Origin of the sequence: Hymenobacter telluris, assembly GCF_017313265.1 — a bacterium.
Taxonomy (GTDB): Bacteria; Bacteroidota; Bacteroidia; order Cytophagales; family Hymenobacteraceae; genus Hymenobacter; species Hymenobacter telluris.
Genome location: NZ_JAFLQZ010000013.1, coordinates 1 through 20,106, shown reverse-complemented (window position 1 = coordinate 20,106; position 20,106 = coordinate 1). Strand labels below are relative to the sequence as shown.

The following is a 20,106-nucleotide window of genomic DNA, read 5'->3' as shown; positions in this document are numbered from 1 at the left end:
TCACATGCCTAACGCTCTGCTGCCGTTCCTGCTGATTGGTCCTGTTGTGTTACTGCTAGTGGCGGGTATCATCATTATTCTGGTGCGGGAACAGCGGCGGCGGCTACACCAAGAGCGGGAAAAGCACGAATTACTTGCCCAGCAGAACGAGTTGCTGGAGCAGCAGGTGAAAGAGCGCACCACCGACCTGCAACAGTCGTTGCTACGCTTGCAGGCTACGCAGCGGCAGCTGATTCAGAGAGAGAAGTTGGCTTCATTGGGCGAGTTAACGGCCGGGGTGGCGCACGAAATTCAGAATCCGCTCAACTTCGTCATGAATTTTTCCGAGGTCAGCGTAGAGCTGGTGCAGGAAGTGAAAGAGGAGGTGCTCAGTGTTTTTCCGGAAGCAGAAAAGGCCGCCGCCACCGAACTGCTGGACAGCCTTGAAGAAAACCTGGAAAGAATACTGCAACACGGCCGTCGGGCTGGCTCTATCGTGACCGGGATGCTGCTACATGCGCGCAATACCACCAGTGAGCGGCAGCCTACCGATTTAAACGCCCTGGTGGATCAATATCTACGCCTGTCTTACCAAGGTGTTCGGGCAAGCAATAAAGAGTTCAACACAACCATTACCACACACTTTGCTCCCCATCTGGGCCTTGTCAATATTGCCACGCAGGACATCGGGCGGGTGTTACTCAACCTCTTCAACAATGCGTTTTATGCGCTGCAAAAAAAACAGCAGCAACAGCTGGCGGGCTATCAGCCGGAGTTACGGGTTACAACTAAGCTAAGCAGCCAGCAATTTGAGCTACGGGTGTGGGACAACGGCATTGGCATTCCGGTGCTGGCTCAGGAAAAAGTATACCAGCCCTTCTTCACCACCAAGCCTACCGGCGAAGGCACCGGCTTGGGCCTGTCTATCAGCTATGATATCGTAACGCAAGGGCACGGTGGCACGCTCACATTTGAAACCAAAGAGGGTGAATACACCGAGTTTGTGATGCAACTGCCGCTGTAAATTACGAGGTATTGAAGCGCTACTGAGGCAAAAACCAGTGCAGGTAGCCGCAGTTGTCGCACACGTAGCAGAGGGCCGTCGGGTTGGTCCATTCCATCTGGAAGAACGTAGCCGTCGCAGTGTGTAGCTGGGCCTCACGCCGCCAGAATTTCTGATGGCGGCATACCAGGCACTGCAAGATGTTACCCTTCACTTCTACGTTGACAGGCTCTGGCGCGTCAAATAAACCCATGAATAGGAAGTGTTGTTCGTCTACCGGAGCGGCGGACGATAAAATAGATACAGCTTACTTTAGCAGCTCCTCAATATCCTCCTTGGTGAGGCTCTTGATGATGGCTTCGTCGGTGGTAATGAGGTCGGTGACGAGCTGAATTTTCTTGTGCTGTAGCGCCAGAATTTTCTCTTCCACGGTGCCTTTCGTGATGAACTTGTAGGTGAACACCGTACGCTCCTGCCCGATGCGGTGGGCGCGGTCAACGGCTTGGGCTTCCACGGCCGGGTTCCACCACGGGTCCAGAATGAACACGTAGTCGGCGGCGGTGAGGTTGAGGCCCACGCCCCCGGCTTTCAGGCTGATGAGGAACACCCGCAAGTCCTCGGTTTCCTGAAAGTGGCTCACCACTTTGTGCCGGTCACGGGTGTTGCCGTCGAGGTAGGCGTACTCAATCTGCCGCTCATCCAGGGAGGCCCGCACGATGTCCAGGTGCTTTACAAACTGACTGAATACCAATACCTTGTGTCCTTCGGATACCACGCTCTTAATCATCCGGATTATCTCGCGCAGCTTGCCCGACTCATGCTCATAGTCCTCGTGGGCCATGCGCGGGTGGTTGGCAATCTGACGGAGCTTGGTGAGGCCTTGCAGCAGCATAAACTGGGTGCTGGCCGTACCGTGCTCTTCGATGTTTTGCAGAATCTTGTTGCGGTAGTAGCTCTTGGTTTCCTCGTAGCACTGCTGTTGCTCCTCGGTCATGGGGCAGTAGCTGAGATGCTCGATTTTGTCGGGCAGCTCACGAGCAACCTGGGCCTTGTGGCGGCGCAGAATGAATGGCTTGATGAGGGCGTGTAGCTTGCGAGTTTTGCCTTCATCCTTGCCTTTCTCAATTGGCTTGAGGAACTCCTTGCGGAAAAACGCCTGCGTACCCAAAAGCCCCGGATTTATGAACGACATCTGCGACCATAAATCCATAGTGCTATTCTCCACCGGCGTACCCGTCAGGATGAGGCGGTAGCGCGAAACCAGCCCCCGCACCGCGTGCGAGGTGGTGGAACTGGGGTTCTTGATGGCCTGCGACTCGTCCAGAATCACGTAGTCGAACTTGTAGGTTTTCAGCAGCTCGGCATCAAGCCGCACAATCCCGTAGCTGGTCAGAATCACATCGTAGTCGGCAAACTGCTCTACGTTTTTGTCGCGGTAGGTGCCCGTGTACGTGAGGATGCGCAAGCCCGGTGTGAACTTCTGGGCCTCACTCAACCAGTTATAAACCAGGGAGGTAGGCATAGCCAGCAACGAGGCCGCGCCGCCGGCTTCGCCGCTTTCCTTGCGGTGCAGCAGCAGCGCCAGCGTCTGAATCGTCTTGCCCAGGCCCATGTCGTCGGCGAGGCAGCCCCCGAAATGGTAGTCCTTCACAAAGTGCAGCCAGTTGTAGCCAGCCTTCTGGTAGGGCCGCAATTCACCCCGGAATCCGGCCGGCATCGGCTGGTCCTCCACCGTCTCGAAACCGCGCAGCTTTTCCAGCTTATGGCTCATCACCACCGTAGCCAGGTTGCCGTTTTGCAGGTCTGAAACCAGCGCTAAGTGGTGTTTGCGCAGCTTCAGCTCCTGCTCGTGCTCCTCGGCAAAGGCAAACAGCTCGAGGTACTGCGTGAACCACTCCTCCGGAATGATGGCAATCTGGCCATTGGGCAGGCGGTACTCGTGGCGGCGCTGCAGGATATAGGGCCGTAGCTTGATGAACGGAATTTCGAACTCGCCGAAACGAACGGTGCCGCGCACGTCAAACCAGTCGTTGGCTTCCGAAATGCCTACCTGCACGGTTACCGCGCCAATAAAGTAGTCTTTGCCCGAGGTACTGCCCTGCTGCACCGTAAAACCCAGCCGAGCCAGCTCGTCGGAGTGGTGGTGCAGCCAGCGGAAGGCGGTGGCTTTTTCCAGCACGGCGCGGCCGTTGCGCACTTCCAGCGCCCGGTCGGCCAGCTCCCGAATGATTTCCTGCTCCCGGTCGAGGTTGCGCACCAGCCGGTGAAAAATGTAGTTGTCTTCCTTCTTTTCCAGCTGCACCCACACGCGCTTGTCGTGGCCGTTGTGCACGGTGTAGTTGCCGTAGCGGAACGAGAGGTCGAAGTGAATGTGGTCGGATATGGCGGGTAGGGTAGCCACGGCCGCGCCTACTGCAGCCGTGGTGCGGGGCCGGCCCGGCGTGGGGCGGCGGCGCTCTTCCTCTACTACCACCGTTGCAGTAGGCGCATCAGAGAAGGTAAGCTGGGGCCGGGCCACGTAGCGCTCCGAGCGGATATCGAAGCCGCGGGCATGCACATCAAACGATTCCACAAGCGGCGCCACAAAGCGCTGGAAGTAGCTTTCCTCTACCTGCCGCGGAATCACAATGAACTTCTTGTTGAGAAACGGCCGCAGCTTCTTGCCGTCTACATCGTGCCGGAAGTAGTACAGCACGTCGTTGAGGAGCAGCCAAGCGGGTTGCTCGCACACAATTACCGCGTTTTTGTACTGAAAGTCGAGCTTCTGGCCCTGATACTGGATAGTGGGGAAATAGTGGGTATTATCGTCGTTGCGCCGGAAGTGGAACAGGATGGACGCGGCTTCGGTGGCCAGCCCGATTTCGTGCCAGGTGGGCTCCCCGTCTTTGCCCATGATGAATACCTGCTTGCCATGCAACCGGCTCAAAATCTGGCCCATGCGCTCCTGCACGTAGCGGCAGATTTCGTCCTGCAATCCTTTGTCGCCCTTGTCGGGGTCGTAGGTCTTAAAGAAGAAATCAGCGGGTGTAGTTTTCTTGGCCGAAAACTCCTTGATAACCGCGTCCTGCTGGATCTGGTCGGTAAGGGTAATCAGCTCGAAGTCGGTGGTATCGAGGCCGTCGGCAAATTCCGGAGCATTTTTGACGGAAACCGTTTGGTGCTGAAGCGTCAGCTGGCCCTTGGCATTGCGCTGAACTACGTATGATTCAAACAGATAGCCTAAGTACTCGTGCTCCAGCAGCGAATAAACAATCTGGAAAGGCTGAGAAGTAGAAACCTTCATAAAAACTCAGATAGACTCAATTCAAACGTTAAAAGTAAGTACTGCTACTAAATATTATGGTTTAAAGTCAGGAATAAAATCAAATGCCGAAATGATATAACTATTTCGGTGAAAAGAAGATACAGGTTTGCGCCCCTGCCCAAGCAGGAGTGCTTATTGTTGTGTCAGAAGAGGTTCTAGAGGTTCTCGCGCACGTCGATGGTGGCCGCGTTGAGAGCAGGCCGGACGGACACGATAAGCGTGATGACGATGATGGCCAGCCCCGTCAGCACAATGTCGGAGAACTGCATTTTCACCGGGTATGAATCCACTACGCTAGTGGCCATGCCCATGCTCACGATGTGGAAGGTTTGCTGAGCCCAGCAGATGGCAATGCCCAAGGCCAGCCCCGTAAAGGCCCCCACAAAGGCCACAATAGCTCCTTCGAGCAGGAAAATGCGCCGGATGTTGCGCGGCGTGGCTCCCATAGCCAGCAGGATAGCCACGTCCTTGCGCTTGTCGATAACCAGCATCGACAAGGAGAAGAAAATGTTGAGCGAGGCAATCAGCAGAATAAAAGCGAAGGTGATAAACACGAACATCTTCTCCACCTTGATGGCCTTGAGCAAGCTAACGTGCTGTTCGTCGGAGTCGAGGACTTTGAACTTGGCGCCGAGCTGCTTTTTCACGGCAGCTTTCACTTCCTGAATGTCGTGCTCGTCGCCTACGTTCACCTCCAGCGCGGTGCGGCGGTTGCCGTAGTTGAGCAGGCTTTCAGCAAATTCCAGCGGCACAAACACGTAGCTGTCGTCCATGTGCTGCTCAATCAGAAACACGCCGCCCGCCAGAATGCTCTGCTCATTAAAGGCCGTTTCGGGGTTCATCGACAGCGTTTTACGGCCGGTGTTGCGCGGATACAGCAGGTGCAGCGGCGCAAAGCGGTTGTTGAGGGCAATGCTCAACTCATGCTGCACCCCGGCCCCCAGCAGCGCGTACGGCTCGTTGCCGCCGCGCAGCAGCCGATGGTCGCCTTCCACAATGGCCGAGTCGATACGGCTTTGGGTGTAGTAGTTTTCCGACACGCCCTTCATCTTCACCACCATCTGGCGGTCGTGGTATTGCAGCAGGGCGTTGTCTTCAATTACCTCGGTGAGTAGCCCCACGCCTTGCAGGCGGCGCAAGCCATCGAGCATCAGCGTGTTCACCGGGAAGGATTTGCCTTCCACGGCCGTCACCAGCAAATCGGGGTCCGACTTGCCGTAGAGGGTGCGCACCAAGTCTTCGAGCCCGTTGAAAACCGACAGCACAATAACCAGCGCCATCGTTCCCACCGCCACGCCAATCATGGAGATGTTGGAAATGATGCTGATGATGTTGCGCTTCTTCTTCGAGAGAAAATAACGCCGGGCAATGAGCAAGGGTACGTCCATGCGGGGCGTGCGGGGTGGGCTTAACAGATTGGTTGTGAGAGAATACTATTCTAGCTGGCGCGACGCATAAATTCTTCCAGCCGGCGCAGGCGCTCCTCATGGTTGTTGAGAATCACCTCTTTTATCTCGCGTAAATCAGTTTTGATTTCGCGCAGTTCGGCAAGCACCTCGGTGTTCAGCTTTTCCTGGCGCTCATTGAACTGCTCTTGTCGGTCGTTGGACTGCTGCTGATTGGTGTAAATCAGCTCCATCTGGGTGAGCATCCGCGTTTGCACGTCGGCTACAGTGCGCAGGATGGTATTGGTCTGGTGGATTTCCTCTTGCTGCCGATCCATCCGAATCAGCATCTCTGCTAATAATTCCGAAAAATCGTTCTTGTCCGCCATTGCACAGAAAACAGGGAGAGTAAGAGGATTGAAAACAGCACGAATTGCTCCAAGATACGCCGCCGGGCGCAAAAGGTCTACTTCCAGGCTTTCACAATCAGGCCGGTGCCGGAGTCGTGCTTGGTGTTGGCGTCGAGCCAGTTTAGTAGCAAGCAGAACGGGAACGTGATGAGGTAATAGAACGGCAGCAGCAGGAAAAACAGCTTCGACTTACCGAGCATCAGAATCGGGTACTTCATGCTCAGGCGCCACGAAATCTGGCCCGGCTCGCCGTAGCTGTACTGCGCCTCAATCCGCTCGAAGCCGGCGGTGCGCAGCTTCTGCTGAATCTCGTGAATGTTGTAGCCGTCGCGCACGTGCTCTTCGATAAAGCTGGTTTCCCCGTCGGAATGCACGTCGGAGCCGCCTTGGTCGGAGGGGGTGGAAATGAGCAGCATACCGCCGTCCTTGAGGGAGGCGTGCACGTTGCGGAACACTTCCACGTCTTCCAGAATGTGCTCCATTACGTCCACCGACAAGGCCATATCAAAGGTGTTGGGCTCCTGATACAGCACCAGGTCTTGCACGGCAAACTGCACGTTGGTCCGTCCGATTTCGCGGAAGAACTTATTGGAATCGGCAATCTGCTCGTCTTTCACATCCACGGCCAGAATGTGCCACTTCTCACTCAGCCCCGACAGCCAGTAGGTGTACTGCCCGTAGCCGGAACCAGCATCCAGAATGTTCAGCGGCTCATTGGTGCGGCCCTTGGCCCATTGGCGCAGCTCCCGGTGTACGTGCCAGGTGCGCAGCAGCAGCAAGTCGAGCAGGTGATAGAACAGGCGCCGCAGCAGCGGGGTGCGGTTGAAGACCTCGCCCAAAGAGCGTTTTATCGGGTCGTAATGCAAGGAGGTGAACTAGTGAAATGGTGAAATGGTGAGTTGGATGTTCTGATGGCGTAATAGTCAGCACGAAAGCTCACTATTTCACCATTTCACTATCTCACGACTCACTATCGTCTTTGAAAAGCCGGGGGCGTTTGGGGGCTTCGGCGTCGGGCTGTTCGTTGGCGTCGGGCTCGGCGTTCGGAATGTCGAGCTTGCCAAATACCTCATCCATCTTGGCCGCATATGCCGCCGAATCGTCGAGGAAGAACACCAGATCCGGCACGATACGCAGGGTCTGGCGGACGCGCTTGGCGAGGGCCTGCCGGATGAGTTTCTGGTTGTCGTGCACCATGTCCAGCATTTCCTGGCCGCTACCTTCACGCATCAGCAGCTGGCTCAGGTACACGCGGGCCACGCCCAGGTCGGGCGAAACCCGCACGCCCACAATACCTGGTGCAAGGCCCGGAAACAGGTGCGGCAGGTCGCGCTGAAACACGGTGGCCAGTTCCTGCTGTAACAGGCTCGATACTTTTTGCTGTCGTTTGCTTTCCATAAGAGTTGACAAAGATAGGAACTTAGGGGCTTAGGGTCTTGGGTACGTGGTTTTTTGCAGCTCACAACTGGGCCGGTAACTAGGAAGTGCACCTGGTGCCGGCTGGCCCACTGGAAACCACTACCCTGTTGAACGTACCTTTACCCAGCAAAGGCCCCGCCTTTCCAAGCTTCCTCCAGATCCTAAGCCACCTGCCTTCACTTGCTTCAATTTTTTAAGAGTCCGCTACCCACGCGCCTGATTGTGCTGTTATTGGTGGTATTGGCCGTGCGCCTGCCGCTGCTGTGGCTGGGGGTACCACTTACCATGGCTGAGCTGCGAGCCATGCTGGTAGGTGAGCGGCTGCACGCCGGCGCGCTGCCCTACCGCGACCTGTACGATGCCACTGCCCCGTTGGCGGCCGTGCTGTTTGCCGCCCTGGATGTGGTGGCCTCCCGCCCGCTGTGGCTGTACCGCGTGCTAGCCTTTGCGCTGCTGCTCGTTCAGGCGTTGCGCCTCAACTTCGTGCTCAACCGCGCCGACGTACACCCCGAGCGGGGTTACGTAGCTGCCCTCACCTACCTGGTACTTGCCAGCGCCACCACCGACCTCGACACTTTGTCGCCGCTGCTGCTGGGGCACACGTTTATTATCCTGGGGCTCAGCGCCATGTTGCCTACCTCGCGGGAGGGCTACGACAACCGCCGGCTGTTTCGGGCGGGGTTTCTGGTGGGCGTGGCGGCGCTGTGCTACCTGCCGCTGGCGCTGTTTCTGCTGGTGGGCTTGTTTGCCGTTATTGTATTCGCTGCCAATTCGTTCCGGAGCTTTTTGCTGCTGCTGTGCGGCTTCGGGTTCCCGTATGCGGTGGCTGCCACGTTCTTTCTGTATAGCGACGCAATACCAGCTTTCCGGCAGTTTCACTTGGCTCCCACACTGAGTGGTCTGGTAATGGGGGCCGACGGCCTGCCGCTGCCGCTGCAATGGAAGCTGCTGGTGCTACCGGGAGCGGTGCTGCTGCTGGCGCTGGCCCGCTCGTTCACTACCGCGCTAGGGCTGGTTTTCCAGGTGAAGTTCCAACAACTGATGCTGGTATGGCTGCTGGTGGCAGTGCTGATGATGGCCGTTGGCCGGGGCACGGCACCGGGCTCCGTGGGGTTGCTGCTGCCTCCCATTACGTATTTCAGCCTGTATCTGTGGCAGAAGGCTCCCCGGATGTGGGTAATGGAAATGCTGTTTCTGGCGGTGCTCGGGTGCGTGGTAAGTGTGCGCTACCGTGAGGTGCTACACCTGGAAGGCCTATTGCGTTTCCCTGCCGAAGCGCGCTACGCCGTGCAGCCCAGCGCCCGCTACGCCAAAGTGCAAGGCCAACGCCTGCTGGTACTTGGCGATGATATGCGGCCCTACCTCAACAATTCTGTGGGGTCGCCTTACCTGGATTGGCGGCTGGCGCAGGCCGACTTTGGCCACCTCAGTGAATATGCCGGCGTCTATCGGCTTTCCCGCAACCTCTCCACCGTCCCGCCTACCATGGTAATCGACCAAACCAACCGCTGGACTGAATTGCAATACAAAGTGCCCGCCATCTTCGGACGTTACCAGCCAACCGCTACTCCGCGGGTGTATGAGTTGAAATGAGGGTTAAGTGTTAATTGCTGAAGGGCTGCTTGTTAAATGGTTAGGCACAATACTCGAAGTATCGCCAACAATTCAACAAGCAGCCCTTCAGCAATTAGCAATTAATCTTGTTTACCCGAGTTTGGTGGCGGCCCCCCTCAAAGGCGGTGTTCAGAAACTGGCTTACAATGGCGCGGGCGTTTTCCTCGCTGATAAAACGAGCCGGCACGCAGATAATGTTGGCATCGTTGTGCTGGCGGGCCAACTCGGCCAGCTCCGGCTCCCAGGCAATGGCGGCCCGAATACCCCGGTGCTTGTTGGCGGTGATGCATACGCCGTTGGCTGAGCCGCAAACCAAAATTCCCCGCTCCAACTCGCCACCCGTAATGGCCTCGGCCAGCGGGTGCACAAAGTCGGGGTAATCCACTGAGTCGGGGGAGTGAGTGCCGAAGTCGCGCACTTCGTAGCCGTTGTCGCGCAGCCAGTGGGCCAGCATCTGCTTGTATTCGAAGCCGGCGTGGTCGGAGCCGATGGCAATGGCTTGGTTAGTTGGTGTACTCATGAAGTAATATACTGATTGACAAGGTGCTACTGGTTGAAGCGCTGCTTTCTGTTGGGTTACTGAAATAGGATAAACGGTTTCGTAAACAGCTTATCAATCAGCATATCAGGAAACGCCGCCGTTTTCAGCCAGCCGGTCGTTGAGCATCTTGGTGCGGTTGCGGGTTACCACACGGGCAATGTTGATACTCAGCTCATAGAGCAGCACAATTGGAATCGTGACGATGATTTGGGCTGAAATGTCGGGTGGGGTAATAACGGCCGCAATAACCAGGATAACCACAATGGCGTGCTTGCGGTACAGGCGCATGATTTCGGGCGTCACGATGCCGGCCTTGGCCAGGAAGAACACAATCATGGGCAGCTCAAACACCCCGGCGCACGACAAGCTCATGGTGGTTAGCGTGCTGATGTAGCTCTGCAAGTCAATCTGGTTTTCGATGGTCGAATCCAGCTGATACGACGCCAGGAAGTTGATACTAAGCGGCGCGGCAATGAAGTACCCGAACAGCAACCCGATAATAAACAGCACCGACACGAAAAACACCGCACCGCGCGAGTTGGCTTGCTCGTGCGGGTAAAGCCCCGGCTTAATAAAGCGCCAGATTTCCCAGAACGTGTACGGAAACGCCAGGGCCAGCCCCACCACAAACGACGAGCTGATGTGCATGGTCAGCTGCCCGCTCATCTGGCGGTTCTGCAAATCAAACGTGGGCTCCCCGATACACAAGCCCTCGGCGTGAATCCACTCACCGAACTTGCAAAAGGCGCGGTAAGTCCAGAAGTCACCCCGGGAAGGCCCCAGAATCAGGTCGTGAAACAGGAAATCCTTGGCCAGAAATGCGGCGGTGGTAAAGACGACAATGGCAATGGCTGAGCGGATGATGTGCCACCGCAACGCCTCCAGGTGGTCGATAAAAGACATTTCCGGCTGTTGCCCCGTTACGGGGTGCCCGGAAGAAAGGTGTTGTTGATCCACGGGGGAGAGTAACTGAGTAGCGGAGTAACTGAGTAAGCCGAAAGGCAAGAGAAGTAAAGCACAAACGAAATTGGCGGCTAATAAGATGTTGCCGTCAACATACAAGCACGAATACTCAGTTACTCCGCTACTCAGTTACTCGTTAATTAAGCGAAGAGCGGAAACTGCTGCATCCACTCGTTTACCTGGCCGCGCACGCGCAGCAGGTAGGCGTCGTCGTCGTTGTGCATCAGCACGTCGTCAATCAGGTCCACGATGCGGGCCATGTCGGTTTCGCGCAGGCCGCGGGTGGTAACGGCCGCCGAGCCGATGCGCATGCCGCTGGTCACGAAGGGCGACTTGTCATCAAAGGGCACCATGTTCTTGTTGATGGTGATGTCGGCCTTGATGAGGGTGTTTTCGGCGAGCTTACCGCTGAGGCCCTTGCTGCGCAAGTCAATCAGCATGAGGTGGTTGTCGGTGCCGCCCGAAATAATCTGGTAGCCCCGGTCGGTGAAGCCCTTGGCCAGCGCCTGCGCGTTGCGGATTACCTGCTGCGTGTATTCGGTGTACGTGTCGCTCAGGGCCTCACCAAACGCCACGGCCTTCGCACCAATAACGTGCTCCAGCGGGCCGCCCTGAGTGCCAGGGAATACGCCCGAGTCCAGCAGCGCCGACATCATGCGCAGCTCGCCTTTCGGCGTCTTCAGCCCAAAGGGGTTTTCAAAGTCTTTGCCCAGCATGATGAGGCCACCACGCGGACCGCGCAAAGTCTTGTGCGTGGTCGTGGTAACGATGTGGCAATAATCGAACGGGTTGTTCAACAAGCCTTTGGCAATCAGGCCGCTGGGGTGCGAAATATCGGCCAGCAGCAGGGCGCCTACTTCGTCGGCGGCTTCGCGCAGGGCTTTGTAGTCCCAGTCGCGGGAGTAGGCCGAGGCCCCGCAAATGATGAGCTTGGGCTGCTCCTGGCGAGCCGTAGCCTTCACCTTTTCCCAGTCGATGAGGCCGGTTTCAGGCTCCACGCCATAGAACGTGGGCTTGTAGAGCTTGCCCGAGAAGTTCACCGGCGAACCGTGGGTGAGGTGCCCACCGTGGCTGAGGTCGAAGCCCAGAATTTTGTCGCCGGGGTTGAGAACAGCCAGCATCACGGCGGCGTTGGCCTGCGCGCCGGAGTGCGGCTGCACGTTCACCCATTCCACCCCAAACAGCTCCTTGGCCCGGTCAATGGCTAGCTGCTCGATCTGGTCCACGATTTCGCAGCCACCGTAGTAGCGCTTGCCGGGCAGGCCCTCGGCGTATTTGTTGGTCAGGATGGAGCCCTGCGCCCGCATCACTTGCTCCGAAACGTAGTTCTCGGAGGCAATCAGTTCAATACCGTGCGTTTGCCGCTCTTTTTCGCGCTGAATCAGGTTGAAGATGGCAGTGTCTTGGGCGAGGGTCGGGGCTTGCGTTTCCATAGGTTCAAAGGTACACGCACCGCCGGGAACTGCCAAGCTGCTTGTAAGCACCCAACTCAGGCAGAGCCGCCGACTCCGGCTAGTAGCTGTTTGCGGGGGCGGCAAAAACTTTTTCCAAGCGGTGTGGAATCCAGAAGGCGTGAGCATCAGACAGGTATCCGGTTCACTAACCCCCGCCTGTTATGAAAAACTTTCTGCTTCTGCCGCTCCTGGTTGCCGCGGGCAGTTTGGCCGTCGGAGCTGCCACTACAAGTAGCCCCGCCAAGCTAGCCGCCACGTTCCGCCTCGCGCCCACTCCCGACACGCTCACGGTGCGTGGGCGCATCACCGACCGTACCACTGGGCAAGGGCTTCCGGGCGTAACGGTGCTAGTGAAAGGTACCACTACTGGAGTTTCCACTGCTCCTGACGGTGGGTACCGGCTGGTAATGCCTACCGGTCATCGGGTGCTGATTATCAGTTCTGTAGGCTATGTGACACAAGAGCATACAATCAGCAAGGAGTACCGAGTGCTGAACGTTGCACTGCAACCCGACTCCAGAACACTGAACGAGGTAGTAGTTACTGATGGGTTGGCTGGAAAGGCAGCCGGTGTGCAAATCACAGGCCGGGGCGAGGCTCGAGACGCCGCTGCACCCGCCCGCAAGAGTAAAGTCAGTGGGTGGTCGGGCAATGACTACGTTGCTGCCCCGCGCCCCGCCCCCGGCGTCGGCGAAACCTATGCCCACACTCAGGAAGGTGGTTTTCGGAGTGCTACCAAAGACCCGCTGAGCACGTTCAGCATTGATGTGGATGCGGCCAGCTACTCCAACGTGCGCCGCTTCCTCAATCAGGGCCAACTCCCGCCACCCGATGCCGTGCGCATCGAGGAAATGCTGAACTACTTCCAGTACGACTACCCCCAGCCCACTGGTCCCGAGCCGTTTTCCGTTACGACCGAGCTGGCTGCCTGCCCCTGGAACCCAACGCACCAACTGGTGAACGTGGGTTTGCAAGGCAAAACCGTTGCCACCGACAAGCTGCCGCCGGCCAATCTGGTATTCCTCGTAGACGTGTCGGGCTCGATGATGGGCGACGACCGGCTGCCGCTGGTGCAGGCTGGCTTGCGGCTGCTGGTGAAGGAGTTGCGCCCACAAGACAAGGTGGCGCTGGTGGTGTACGCCGGCGCGGCCGGGCTGGTGCTGCCGCCTACCGCCGGCAATAAACGCAGCGAGATTATGCGCGCCATCGACAACCTACGGGCTGGGGGCTCTACGGCTGGCGGGGCGGGTTTGCGGCTGGCTTACCAAGTGGCGCGCGACAATTTTCAGAAAGACGGCAACAACCGCGTAATTCTGGCTACCGACGGCGACTTCAATGTGGGCGAGCAAAGCGACGATGCCATAGAACATCTGATTGTACAGGAACGGGAATCGGGGGTGTTTCTGACGGTGCTGGGCGTGGGCCAGGGTAATTACCAAGACAAGAAAATGGAGCTGCTAGCGGATAAAGGCAATGGCAACTACGCCTACCTCGACAACCTTGATGAGGCCCGGCGGGTGCTGGTGCGGCAGTTCGGGGGCACCCTCTTCACGCTGGCCAAAGACGTGAAGCTGCAAGTGGAGTTCAACCCAGCGCGGGTGCGCGAGTACCGCCTCATTGGCTACGAAAACCGCACCCTAGCCGCCGAAGACTTCAACAATGACCGCAAAGACGCCGGCGAAATGGGCGCCGGCCACACCGTAACGGCCCTCTACGAAGTGGTGCCCGTGGGTGCCCCCGCCGCCATCGACAAGCTGAAGTACCAGCAGAACCCCGCCGAAACCCCTGCCCCCGCCTCCGCCGACCTGATGACCGTGAAGCTGCGCTACAAAGAGCCCCAGGACAAAACCAGCAAACTGTTTGAGCGCACATTGCGCGGGTCGGCCGTTTCGTTGGAACGCGCTTCTGAAAACCTGCGTTTCGCAGCTGCTGTGGCCCAGTTTGGCATGTTGTTGCGCGCTTCCGAATACCGCGGCGACGCCACGTGGGCGGCTACGGCGAAGCTGGCCGAAGAAGCTCGTGGCAAAGACCCCGAGGGGTACCGGGCCGAGTTAGTGCGGTTGATGAAAGCAGCGGAGGGCTTGCAACCTCCGGCAGGTACATATGGCTCTCGTTAAGAGAGCGTTAGGTTGTTGGTCAGGCTGGGGCTTCACTCACCTATTGCAGCGGGCGTGCCGGCGGGTTGCAGACCGTCCGATACAGCGTTACCCGTTGTACCCAGCCTGACCTTTGGTACCAAAAAAGAAGGCCCCACCGAAGTCGGTGGGGCTTTCTTGGTTTACACTAAACGAAAAGTGCAGGGCGCTTAGAACGAGTAGTTCAAGGAGGCTTTAATCACGCGGTTTTGCGCATCGAAACGGTTGTTTTTATCCAGCGACGAGAGGCCGTAGTCGTAGCCGGCGCTGAGGCCGAAGCCGCTATCAAACTGGTAGCCCAGGCCGCCCACCACGCCGAAATCGACGGTGCGGAACTGGTTTTTGACGTCGAAATCATGCTTGTAGGCCGAGAAGCCGAGGGCACCCGCCTCTACACGGGCCTTGTTGCTCACCAGGAACGAAGCCTGCGGGCCGGCGTAGATGTAGAAACCAGGCGTGAGGTAGGCCTTCGCTAGTACAGGCACATCAATGTAAGCCATGCGCGAAGTGGCCGTCACGCGGGCATTTAGGAAGTCGAGAGCTGGAAAGGGCACGGTACCCACCAGTTTCGCGCCTTTTTCGGAGTAGCTGATGCCGGGCTCGATGGCAAAACCGGCGCTAATAGGCAGCGTGGCGTACATGCCCACGTGGAAACCAGGCTTCATTTCCTTGGTCACGGCGCCGTTGGCGAAGCTGGCTACATCCATCACGCTCTGCACCGCATCCCCCGACCAGTCCGACACGTTTACGCCGGCCCGAATACCAATTTTGGGGGTTAGCGCCGGGCTAGTGGACCGGGTGGAATACACGGGGCGGGCCTGGGGCCGGCCGCTGTAGGCGGGTACCCGGTGGGTTTGCACCTGGGCTTCGGCCGAGAGAGAAAACGCAGAAAACAAAAGGGTAGCCGCGGCCAGGCGGCCGAAAAGTCGCTTCGTATTCATAGCTGAAAAAGTGTTGAGTTTGGGGGCCGGGCCACGATGCGCAACGTGGGGCAGCCGGTGTTGCAAAGGGTAATTACAAAACCGTGCCAAACTTTTAAACTTCGTCAGCCAAAGCCCCTAGCGCGGTTTCCGTACAGGTTGCACGCAGTAGGGGCGGGGCTGGCCCCCGCCCCTACGCTGGCGCCATTTCACCGAGTCCGTTCGATGATGGGCGGGGGCCAGCCCCCACCGCCAAAACCGCTCTAGGGGCTACGATACGGCTATTGTTTTACCTCCGACTTATTGGGAACCGTTACCGCGCCAAGCCGCCGGTCAATGTCTTGCACCATAAATTCGGCGTCGTCTTTCAGCGGCGAGTTTTCGTCGGCAAACAGTTTGGCTGCCGTGAGCACCTCTTCCCGAGCCTCGGGCAATTTCTTGAGCTCGTTGTAGCTGTACGCCAGGTTGAAATGCGCCAATGGGTAGGTGGAACGCAGCGCAATCGAGCGTTTGAACAGCGGCACACTCTCAGCGAAACGGCCCTGGCTCATGCGCACGTAGCCCATAGCGTAATAGGAGAGGAAGTCGCCGAGGCCGTGCTTGTGCGCAGTGGTGTAGTAGCGGCTAATCAGCGCCATCAGCGCCTTCGGCGACTTTTCAGCTTCGGCGCATTCGCACTGCAACACCTGGTAATAATAATCGGCCAAGGCCCGGTCGAGCTTGTAGTTGGTGGGGTAGCGCTTTTTCAGATTCAGCAGAATGGGCTCCACTGCAAACGGATAGGGAATAGCGGCCCGGGTGTACTTGGCGCGCAACGAATCTAGGCGTTCCATTGGTGCCAAGTCGCGGAAACCGAAGCCTTCCAGCTCTCGGCTGCGCAGATAGTAGTTCAGCGCCAGTTCGGTTTGTTTGAGGGCAATGGCCGGCCGGCGGTGCCTGGGGTCGAACTGGTTGAGCAGCTTGAAAGCCGACTCGTATTTGCGCTCCAGCATCAGGTCTGAGGCCTGCTGCAACACCTGCGCCTCGGTGAGGGGCTTGGCCGGAACGGGCTTGCTGGCCGTGGTTTTTTTGGTGGTGGGCTTGGTGCCAGCGCTCTTGCTGGGGGCAGCTTTGGTAGCAGCGGGTTTGGGGGCGGCAGGTTTGGTTTGGGCCAGAGCGGGCAGCGACAAACTCAGCGGCAGAAGCAGAAAAAGGAGACGACGTTGGAGCATAGGTAGGGTTGTATACGGCGGGCTGGGTGGTACTAGTTTGCGCAAGTAGAAGCTGTTTTTATTGACATTCCGAAAATCTTTCCCCACCTTGCCAGCGTTAAGGCACCAACCCATGCACCAGCACCGCTACTTTTTTGGCTTTTATTACTTCTACGCCGCCGCGTAGTCGAGTAGCCGCCGTGTAGCCTTTTCAACTTGAAAACTCCAGCGCCTCTCGACCCCGAGAGGCGCTTTTTTTACGTCTTTACCCTCATGCGCTCCTTCAGCTTCTTTTTTACTTTTTTCTATTACCCGTTCTTTTATCTAAAGAACCGGGCCCGTTTTTGCCGCTGCTGACCAACCGCTCCGCACTCCGCAAACCCAGGCCCCCGCACTCCGGAGGCCTTTTTTATTGCCATCCAGTACCATTTCACTTCTCACTTGCCAGTACCCATGCTTCCTTCCTCTATTGCCATTCAGGGTTACGCGGGCAGCTTTCATGAGCTAGCCGCCCGCCACTACTTCGGTTCCGAGCCGGCCATTGTGCCCTGCGCAACCTTTGGAGACGTGGTACGGCAAGTAACCAACGGAACGGCCGGAGCAGGATTGATGGCCATCGAGAATTCCATTGCCGGTAGCATCCTGCCGAACTACAGCCTGCTGCAACGCTCGGCCGTGCAGGTAACCGGTGAGGTGTATTTGCACATCCGGCAGCACTTGCTGGCCCTACCGGGGCAGGCGTTAACTGATATTCGGGAGGTGCACTCGCACCCGGTGGCCTTGTTGCAATGCGCTGATTTTCTGGCCTTGCACCCCTGGCAGCTAGTCGAGACGGTGGATACGGCCCTGAGTGCCCGGCACCTGCGCGAGCGGGCCCAGCACGGCATTGCGGCCGTAGCTGGCGAAGCGGCGGCCCAACTCTACAACCTGGAAGTGCTGGCCCCCAACATCCACGCCGACCCCGAAAACTACACCCGCTTTCTGGTGCTGGAGCGCCAAGACCCCGAGCGGCCTACCGGCCCGGCCACCAAAGCCTCGCTCTACTTTCACACCGACCACCAGCGCGGCAGCCTGGCCCGGGTGCTGACCTGCATTGCCGGCCACGGCTTCAACCTCTCCAAGCTCCAATCCTGCCCCCGGCCGGGCCGCACCTGGCAGTACTACTTCCACGCCGATGTGGAGTTCGAGGAAGCCGGCCAGCTCCCGGCGCTGCTGCAAGAACTCACCCTGCTCACCGACGACCTGCAAGTACTGGGCGCCTACCAACGGGGAGAGTACTATTGATTTCGTTTTTCGTTGTTGGTTTTTCGTTTTTCGACGAGAGTACCAGCACGGCACATTCAAACAGAAACCCAGACAGCGAAAAACAAAAAGCCAACAACGAAAAGCGAATAAAATGAACGTTTCCACTGCTCAGCGCTTAGCCAATACCGGCGAATACTACTTCTCGCAAAAGCTGCGCGAAATTGCCGCCCTCAACCAGGCGGGCGCCGACATCATCAGCCTGGGTATTGGTAGCCCCGATTTGCCCCCGCACCCTACCGTAACGGCGGCCCTCACAACCTCGGCGGCTTTGCCTTCCGCGCACGGCTACCAAAGCTACCAGGGCATTCCGGCGCTGCGGGCAGCCATTGCCGAGTGGTACGGCCGCGCTTACGGTGTGACCCTGGACCCCGCCACGGAAATACTGCCGCTGCTGGGCTCCAAGGAAGGGCTGATGCACATTGGTATGACGTTTTTGGAAGCCGGCGACACGGTGCTGATTCCAAACCCCGGCTACCCGACCTACCGCGCCGTGGCCGAAATCTGCGGGGCCACCATCCGGGAGTACAACCTCACCGAAGCCGGCGGCTGGCTGCCCGACCTGGAAGCCTTGGCCGAGTCGGACTTGCAGGGCGTGAAGATGATGCTGGTTAACTACCCGCACATGCCTACCGGCACCCGCGCCGACGTGGCGTTCCTGACCCGCTTGGTGGCCTTTGCGCAAGAGCACCAGATTATGCTGGTCCACGACAACCCGTACAGCTTCATCCTCAACGACAACCCCACCAGCCTACTCTCCGTGCCGGGTGCGCGCGAAGTGGCCTTGGAACTGAACTCGCTCAGTAAGTCGCACAACATGGCCGGGTGGCGCGTGGGGTTGCTGGCCGGCCGCGCCGACTGGCTGAAGGAAGTGCTGCGCTTCAAGAGCAACATGGATTCGGGAATGTTCCTGCCGGTGCAGCAGGCGGCCGTGGCGGCCCTGGCCCTCGGCCCCGAGTGGTTCAGTGAGCTGAATGCCACCTACCAGGCGCGCCGAGCCGTGGTGTTTGAATTGCTACACGCACTGGGCTGCCAGCCCGACCCCAGCCAAACCGGTCTGTTTGTGTGGGCCGCCGTGCCTGCCGGGTACTCTGACGGTTACGCCCTCAGCGACGAATTGCTGCACGAAGCCCGCGTGTTCATTACGCCCGGCGGCATCTTCGGCAGCAACGGCAACGGCTACATCCGCGTGAGCTTGTGCCAGCCGGAAGCCTTGCTGCGCAAGGCCACGGAGCGGATAATGGCATCCAGTGTAAAAGCACGTCATGCTGAGCAGCGCGAAGCATCTCGCGTGCTGACACAAGAATAGTAATCTGACTTCAGCACGCGAGATGCTTCGCGCTGCTCAGCATGACGGTCTTTCTATTTGAATCATTGTTGCTTGCCATGAACACAGTAGTTGTAATTGGAATTGGGTTGATTGGGGGCTCCCTGGCGCTGAGCTTGCGGCAACAAGGCCTGGCTACCCGCTTTGTAGGGGTGGAAGCCAACCCGGAAAACGCCCGCCGGGCTTTGGAGTTAGGGCTGGTTGACCGTATTGAAACCGATCTGCCCGCCGCCGTGGCCGCCGCCGACCTGGTGATAGTAGCCGTGCCGATGGATGCCATGCTGGCCGTGCTGCCGCAGGTACTCGATGCCGCCACGGCCCGCCAGGTAGTGGTGGACGTGGGCTCCACCAAAGGGCAGTTGCTGGCCGCCGTGGCCGACCACCCCAACCGGGGCCGGTTCGTGGCCATCCACCCAATGGCGGGCACCGAGTACTCGGGCCCGGAGGCGGCGGTGCAGCACCTGTTTGCCGGCAAAACCCTGGTGGTGTGCGACGCGCACCGCTCCGACCCCGATGCCGTGCAAACCGTGGAAAACCTGTTCCGGGCCCTGCCTATGCGCCTGCTCTACCTCGATGCCGCCGACCACGACTTGCACGCGGCCTACGTATCGCACATTTCGCACATCACCTCGTTTGCGCTGGCTCTCACGGTGTTGGAGAAAGAAAAGGAAGAACAGCGCATCTTCGACTTAGCCAGCGGCGGTTTTGAATCGACGGTGCGACTGGCCAAAAGCTCGCCGGCCATGTGGGTGCCCATCTTCCGCCAGAACCGCACCAACGTCCTTGATGTGCTCGACGAACACCTGCGCCAATTGCAGGAGCTGCGCCGCCTGCTGGCCGACGAAGACTACGACGGCCTGCGCAACTCCATCGAGCAAGCCAACCACATTCGCAAAATCATTTCCTAGAACTTCAGCCGCGCGGTACGTCATGCTGAGCTTGCCGAAGCATCTCTACCGCTTCGCCCTCACGTCAAGAATAGTTTGGCGGTAGAGATGCTTCGGCAAGCTCAGCATGACGACCTTACTCAGGCCTATACTTCACCACTTCGTAACCTCATCAACTCCTCATATGAACCAGACCGAGCTTGCCCCGAAAACGGCTAACATTCACAAGAAAGCCCTCCTGATATCCGGCCCGTGCAGCGCCGAAACCGAAGA

At 58.3% G+C, this 20,106-nt stretch carries 17 protein-coding genes; 6 read left to right on the top strand and 11 right to left on the bottom strand.

All coding sequences use genetic code 11. From position 1 onward, the window contains the following. The first annotated feature begins 4 nt into the window (after positions 1–4). Positions 5–1,003: a sensor histidine kinase gene (locus tag J0X19_RS17105; protein WP_206985646.1), complete on the top strand. Its 999-nt coding sequence runs from the start codon at positions 5–7 to the stop codon at positions 1,001–1,003. Positions 1,004–1,022: 19 nt separating this feature from the next. On the opposite strand, the gene J0X19_RS17100 is transcribed toward J0X19_RS17105, so the two are convergent. The 6 genes from J0X19_RS17100 to rbfA form a co-directional block, all read right to left on the bottom strand. Further along, positions 1,023–1,235, bottom strand: coding sequence for a hypothetical protein (locus tag J0X19_RS17100; RefSeq protein ID WP_206985645.1), 213 nt, complete (start codon positions 1,233–1,235; stop codon positions 1,023–1,025). Between the two features lie 54 nt (positions 1,236–1,289). Next, entirely contained in the window at positions 1,290–4,265 is a 2,976-nt protein-coding gene (locus J0X19_RS17095; RefSeq protein ID WP_206985644.1) for a DEAD/DEAH box helicase, read from the bottom strand. Between the two features lie 176 nt (positions 4,266–4,441). Further along, entirely contained in the window at positions 4,442–5,674 is a 1,233-nt protein-coding gene (locus J0X19_RS17090; protein WP_206985643.1) for an FtsX-like permease family protein, read from the bottom strand. Between the two features lie 50 nt (positions 5,675–5,724). After that, a complete protein-coding gene (locus tag J0X19_RS17085; protein ID WP_206985642.1) occupies positions 5,725–6,060 on the bottom strand; it encodes a hypothetical protein in 336 nt (111 codons plus the stop codon). A gap of 77 nt (positions 6,061–6,137) precedes the next feature. Beyond that, positions 6,138–6,947, bottom strand: a complete 810-nt coding sequence (locus tag J0X19_RS17080) for a class I SAM-dependent methyltransferase (RefSeq protein WP_206985641.1) — start codon at positions 6,945–6,947, stop codon at positions 6,138–6,140. 94 nt (positions 6,948–7,041) lie between these two features. After that, a complete protein-coding gene (gene rbfA / locus J0X19_RS17075) occupies positions 7,042–7,479 on the bottom strand; it encodes a 30S ribosome-binding factor RbfA (RefSeq protein ID WP_206985640.1) in 438 nt (145 codons plus the stop codon). Between the two features lie 201 nt (positions 7,480–7,680). Between rbfA and J0X19_RS17070 the strand changes: the two genes are divergently transcribed. Next, on the top strand, positions 7,681–9,093 hold the full coding sequence (locus J0X19_RS17070; RefSeq protein WP_206985639.1) for a hypothetical protein: 1,413 nt from the start codon (positions 7,681–7,683) through the stop codon (positions 9,091–9,093). Between the two features lie 94 nt (positions 9,094–9,187). Here J0X19_RS17070 and rpiB read toward each other — a convergent pair whose 3' ends face one another. The 3 genes from rpiB to J0X19_RS17055 all read right to left on the bottom strand — a co-directional run bounded on the left by rpiB (position 9,188) and on the right by J0X19_RS17055 (position 12,051). Further along, a complete protein-coding gene (rpiB, locus tag J0X19_RS17065) occupies positions 9,188–9,634 on the bottom strand; it encodes a ribose 5-phosphate isomerase B (protein WP_206985638.1) in 447 nt (148 codons plus the stop codon). A gap of 105 nt (positions 9,635–9,739) precedes the next feature. After that, positions 9,740–10,612, bottom strand: a complete 873-nt coding sequence (gene tatC, locus J0X19_RS17060) for a twin-arginine translocase subunit TatC (protein ID WP_317194787.1) — start codon at positions 10,610–10,612, stop codon at positions 9,740–9,742. A gap of 146 nt (positions 10,613–10,758) precedes the next feature. Next, a complete protein-coding gene (locus J0X19_RS17055; protein WP_206985637.1) occupies positions 10,759–12,051 on the bottom strand; it encodes a serine hydroxymethyltransferase in 1,293 nt (430 codons plus the stop codon). A gap of 182 nt (positions 12,052–12,233) precedes the next feature. Here J0X19_RS17055 and J0X19_RS17050 point away from each other — a divergent pair, with 182 nt between their 5' ends. Next, positions 12,234–14,189 carry a vWA domain-containing protein gene (locus J0X19_RS17050; protein ID WP_206985636.1) on the top strand — a complete coding sequence of 652 codons (1,956 nt, stop codon included), beginning with the start codon at positions 12,234–12,236 and terminating at the stop codon, positions 14,187–14,189. A gap of 188 nt (positions 14,190–14,377) precedes the next feature. Here J0X19_RS17050 and J0X19_RS17045 read toward each other — a convergent pair whose 3' ends face one another. Both J0X19_RS17045 and J0X19_RS17040 read right to left on the bottom strand, forming a co-directional pair. After that, a complete protein-coding gene (locus tag J0X19_RS17045) occupies positions 14,378–15,148 on the bottom strand; it encodes a porin family protein (protein ID WP_206985635.1) in 771 nt (256 codons plus the stop codon). A 260-nt stretch (positions 15,149–15,408) separates the two neighbouring features. Next, the gene (locus J0X19_RS17040; protein ID WP_206985634.1) at positions 15,409–16,338 is read right to left on the bottom strand and encodes a tetratricopeptide repeat protein; all 930 of its coding nucleotides are present in this window, start codon (positions 16,336–16,338) and stop codon (positions 15,409–15,411) included. 432 nt (positions 16,339–16,770) lie between these two features. Here J0X19_RS17040 and J0X19_RS17035 point away from each other — a divergent pair, with 432 nt between their 5' ends. The 3 genes from J0X19_RS17035 (at position 16,771) to J0X19_RS17025 (ending at position 19,854) form a co-directional block, all read left to right on the top strand. Beyond that, on the top strand, positions 16,771–17,601 hold the full coding sequence (locus J0X19_RS17035) for a prephenate dehydratase (RefSeq protein WP_206985633.1): 831 nt from the start codon (positions 16,771–16,773) through the stop codon (positions 17,599–17,601). A gap of 112 nt (positions 17,602–17,713) precedes the next feature. Continuing rightward, positions 17,714–18,928: a pyridoxal phosphate-dependent aminotransferase gene (locus tag J0X19_RS17030; protein ID WP_206985632.1), complete on the top strand. Its 1,215-nt coding sequence runs from the start codon at positions 17,714–17,716 to the stop codon at positions 18,926–18,928. A 77-nt stretch (positions 18,929–19,005) separates the two neighbouring features. After that, entirely contained in the window at positions 19,006–19,854 is an 849-nt protein-coding gene (locus J0X19_RS17025; RefSeq protein WP_206985631.1) for a prephenate dehydrogenase, read from the top strand. Positions 19,855–20,106 lie beyond the last annotated feature (252 nt).